The following is a 4,012-nucleotide window of genomic DNA, read 5'->3' as shown; positions in this document are numbered from 1 at the left end:
CCTCCGCCACCACCAGCGGGTCGGTAACCGCCAGACCGAGACCCCGCAGGGACAACGACGGGATCATCGGCCCTCCTCCAGCGCGGCCAGCGTGTCGAGGGCGCGGGCGGTCTCCGGGTCGGCCGGGGTGGTCAGGAAAGCCTGGAGGATCTCGGCGGCGGTGGTCGCGGTGACCAGCCGGTAGGACAGCACGCAGATGTTCGCGTCATGCCAACGCCGGGCCCCCGCCGCGGTCACCTTGTCAGCGGCCACCGCAACCCGGCGCCGCTCGGGCGCGCCGACCTGCAGCAGCGCGGAGGCGGCCTGCCTGCGGCTGACCCGCCCGGGACCTTCGACCACCGCGGTCGGGTTGGTCGGTGGGTGGGGCCGCTCGGCATCCGGGGCGGTGTCTGCCGTGTCGATAGTGCGGGCCGCCTGGAGTGTCGGTGAACTCGCGGTAAAAGTCATGGGCGCAGATCCATCAGGTTACGGGCGCCGCCGGTCACCCGGTCGGCGCGTGCGGCTGGTGGCTGGTGGCTGGTGGCTGGTGGCGAATTCCCTTAGCGGGGTGCCCGGTCGCATGATGATCAGATAGGTGACAGCACAAATTCGCATCCCGCTGCTTCAGCCGCGGTTGAGAACTATCAGTGCCGCACGGCCGCACTCTCGGCGGGAAATGGTCCGGACGACCGGGCTCACCTGATCTCCAATGATTCATGCCAGCCGTTATCGTTCCTGCAAACGGGCTCGCTGTACCATTCGATTTTCGAGAAAGGCCTTAATCGCGGCGCGCACATGTGCTCCTCCATACCGGCCTCATGCGGGTTGTCATCAAGATAACCGCCCCATACGGATGGCTACCAAGTGCGAGAATGACGTCCGAGCACCCGCGTAGGTGACACAATTCGTGGCAGCCGGATATTTGATCGAGGGGCCGTATTCTCCGTTCGAGCCAGCGGTCGAGACGCCTGACGACGAATGGCTATGTCGCGATATCCAAAGATGCCTTTTACTCGGCGTGACGTAGTCGAATCGCAGAGCGACGGCGCGTCGCTCTGCTCGGTGACCTCATGCGATCAGCGGCCCCGTCGAGCCGCATAATCGTCCTGTAGGAAACGACTGGCACGAGGAGTCTGTTGCATGCCTGATGTTGATGGTTACCTCGCATCCAACCGTGATCTCTGGGACGAGTGGGCCGATGTGCACGCAAAGGGTGACTGGTATGACATCGATTCCGTGCGCAAGGGTGCGGACAAGCTGCGTCCTTACGAGGTGCGAGAGGTCGGCGACGTAAAGGGACTCACGATGCTGCATCTTCAGTGTCAGATCGGAACCGACTCGGTCGCCTGGGCGCGACGGGGCGCGAAGGTCACCGGGGTCGACTTCTCTCCCAGGGCGGTAGAGATCGCAAATTCTCTCGCGAAGGATCTCGGCGTCGACGCGACTTTTCTGTGTTCCGACGTGATGAAACTGCCGGAAACGCTGGCCGGAGCGTGGGACATCATCTACACATCCAGGGGCGTTCTGGGCTGGCTGCCGGAACTCGCCAGGTGGGCCCAAATCGTCGCGGACTACCTAAAGCCAGGCGGATTTATGTATCTGACAGACATTCATCCGATCGCTAAGGCGCTTGACGATACATCGTCAGAGTTGAGGGTGAGCCGCCCGTACTGGCCGCGAAGTGAGCCGATCGCCTATCAGGTAGAGGGTAGTTATGCTGATCCAAAGGCGAACGTTAATACTACCGTCAAGTACTTGTGGACGCACAGCACCGGAGAGCTCGTCACGGCGGTTGCGCAAGCAGGACTGATTATCGAGTTCTTCCACGAGTTCAACTGGCTTGACCGGTCGTGGCCATTTCTGCGGAAGCGCGGCGATCGTGAGTACGTCCTGCCGGAGGACACTCGCGCGGAACTCCCCCTCTTCCTGTCGCTACGAGCGCGAAAGCCTTAATCAGTCGAGCACGGCCATATCTTTCGCCAGGCGTCGCAGCCGCTCGTCCAGTGAGCGCCTGCGACGCAGAAGGTCCCGCACCTGATCTCTGGCAAGCGGGTCATGTCGGACGAACTCCGAGGCGGCGCTGCGCGCCGCCATCAGAGCGCGGAGCACCGCGTCGTCGTTACCCAACATCCCGTACGCTCTGGCGAGATGAAGATGGTGGTAGCATCTGCGGCTCACGCTGTTCATCTGATCGTCTTTCACACGGACAGCTTCTCGCGCCGCGTCACTTGGTCGCTGCAAGTCGACGTACATACCAATCTTCTGTATCGATACATTGGTGGGTCCGAAAATCAGGCAGTATCTTTCCCGATCGGCTCCGGACTCCGCAGCGGTGGCCGCTGCAACCTTCAATAATGCCTCCGCCTCTGCCGCATCGCCGGCACGTGCCGCAGCCTGAGCCGCGTAAAGGTTCAGCGCGCCGTTGATGACCGAGTATGAGATCGGATCATCTGTAACTCCGCGGTATCGGCGGAGCATTCCGACGGTTTCGGATGCGAGCGCTACACCATCCTCCGGATCTCCCTGCATCATGAGCTGGACGGTCAGGGTCGCGCCCATCGATGCAATGAGAAATTCGTTGCCCACATCTTCGGCGGTCAGCAGGGCACGGTCGATCGCAAGTCGCGCACGTCCGTAATCTCCCCTTCGCCGCAGATCCAAGGAGGCCAGTCGATAAAGATTGGCAAGAGCGGTTTGAGTGACCCGCCGCTCGGCCTCGTCGTGGTACCCGGACGCCGCCCGAGCTTCCTCGATGAGATCGGCGAGCAGAGGGACCGATGCGGAGAACTTTCGATCGGATACGTTGTAGAGACGCCGAAGGGACGCAGCCTCCGCCGCTAGGAATGAGCCCGACCGTGGAGGCTCCCTGGACGGACGGAGGCTTGCGCTGCGGTCGAGAACTATTCGCAGGCGCAGGGCTCCGCGGTCTGCGGCGTCCGGCTTATGATGCTGGTCTCCGTGCCCCGTAAGCTGGTACACCGGTACGGAAAGAGCCCGCGCAAGCTCGAGCAGAACGCTCATGGAGTCCACGCGACGCTCACCACGCTCAATCTTGGTCACCCAACTCGTCGAACGGTTCAACTGTTGAGCGAGTCCCGCCTGTGTCCACCCGCGGAGTTTGCGGAACGCGGCAATTCGCTTGCCTAGCGGCAGATCCTGGTCCATGGCCACCCATTTCAGCAAGAGCTTGTTCGCCAGGAGTAAGATATCGGTCGCGGCGCGCAGGGTGGAAGCCGCTATCGGTTACCAATTCGCGCGTCCCCTCGCGGGAGCTGGCCCGGCTGCTGTTACCGGACCATCTGGACCTGCGGGCCGTGCGGGAGACGCGGCTGGCCGCCCCGCCGGTCGGGGCGGACCGCGTTGCGCGGACCCGGGTGGAGCGCGGCCATGGCCGGCGGCTGGTGACGCTGGTCGGGTCGGTGGCGGTGGCGCGGTTGGCCTACCGGGCTGCGGGGGCGTCGAACCTGAACCCGGCGGACGCCGGGCTGAACCTGCCGGTCGGGGCGCACTCGCACGGGCTGGCCCGGCTGGTGGCGCTCGAGGCCGCGCGCGGCTCGTTCGACGACGCGGGCGCCGTCCTCGAGCGGACGACCGGGGTGCGGGTCGCCAAGCGTCAGCTCGTCGAGCTGGCCCGGGACGGCGCCGCCGACATTGCGGCGTTCTACGACCAGCAGCGGCCAGGCGTCGCCGAGGCGGGCCGGCTGCTGGTGTTGCAGTTCGACGGCAAGGGTGTGGTGGTGCGCCCCGAGGGGCTGCGCCCGGCGACCGCGAAGGCCGCCGCCGTGGCCACGAGACGGCTGGCCACACGGCTGTCGCTCGGGGAGAAGAACGACCGCAAGCGGATCTACGCCACGAGGCGCTCGGTCATATCCCCGGTACAGCCGGGAGGAACTCGGAGGGAGGTTCCTGGGTCCGGTGGCTAACCTGATTCCGAAAGGTTGAGGGAACAATAGATGCCAGGAAAACGATGGTCGTGGCGGAATCAAGTGGTTATGGCGACATGCCGCCGCTGTGGGCCGATGAGCCGGTCAGG

Annotated in this window: 3 protein-coding genes and 2 pseudogenes; 2 read left to right on the top strand and 3 right to left on the bottom strand. The window is 64.4% G+C overall.

Features of this window, described 5'->3' with window-relative positions:
* Positions 1–63: 63 nt before the first annotated feature.
* Positions 64–447, bottom strand: coding sequence for an RpiB/LacA/LacB family sugar-phosphate isomerase (locus U9980_RS20845; RefSeq protein WP_322769463.1), 384 nt, complete (start codon positions 445–447; stop codon positions 64–66).
* A gap of 672 nt (positions 448–1,119) precedes the next feature.
* Between U9980_RS20845 and U9980_RS20840 the strand changes: the two genes are divergently transcribed.
* On the top strand, positions 1,120–1,932 hold the full coding sequence (locus U9980_RS20840; protein WP_322769462.1) for a class I SAM-dependent methyltransferase: 813 nt from the start codon (positions 1,120–1,122) through the stop codon (positions 1,930–1,932).
* Here the strand turns inward: U9980_RS20840 and U9980_RS20835 are convergent, their stop codons facing one another.
* Positions 1,933–2,640 carry a hypothetical protein gene (locus U9980_RS20835; protein ID WP_322769461.1) on the bottom strand — a complete coding sequence of 236 codons (708 nt, stop codon included), beginning with the start codon at positions 2,638–2,640 and terminating at the stop codon, positions 1,933–1,935. It abuts the gene before it with no gap.
* Between the two features lie 327 nt (positions 2,641–2,967).
* A pseudogene (locus tag U9980_RS28680) lies at positions 2,968–3,144 on the bottom strand (helix-turn-helix domain-containing protein); the annotation flags it as partial.
* 101 nt (positions 3,145–3,245) lie between these two features.
* Here U9980_RS28680 and U9980_RS20830 point away from each other — a divergent pair.
* A pseudogene (locus U9980_RS20830) lies at positions 3,246–3,824 on the top strand (ISKra4 family transposase); the annotation flags it as partial.
* Positions 3,825–4,012: the final 188 nt, after the last annotated feature.

The sequence above is a fragment of the Protofrankia sp. Cr1 genome, assembly GCF_963555865.1.
Taxonomy (GTDB): domain Bacteria; phylum Actinomycetota; class Actinomycetes; order Frankiales; family Frankiaceae; genus Protofrankia.
The sequence above is the reverse complement of the archived record's forward strand: the minus strand, read 5'-3'. Positions and strand labels throughout refer to the sequence as shown.

Coding starts and splice junctions, on each gene's coding strand:
- U9980_RS20845 (WP_322769463.1), bottom strand. CDS start 447: ATGACTTTTACCGCGAGTTCACCGACACTCCAGGCGGCCCGCACTATC.
- U9980_RS20840 (WP_322769462.1), top strand. CDS start 1,120: ATGCCTGATGTTGATGGTTACCTCGCATCCAACCGTGATCTCTGGGAC.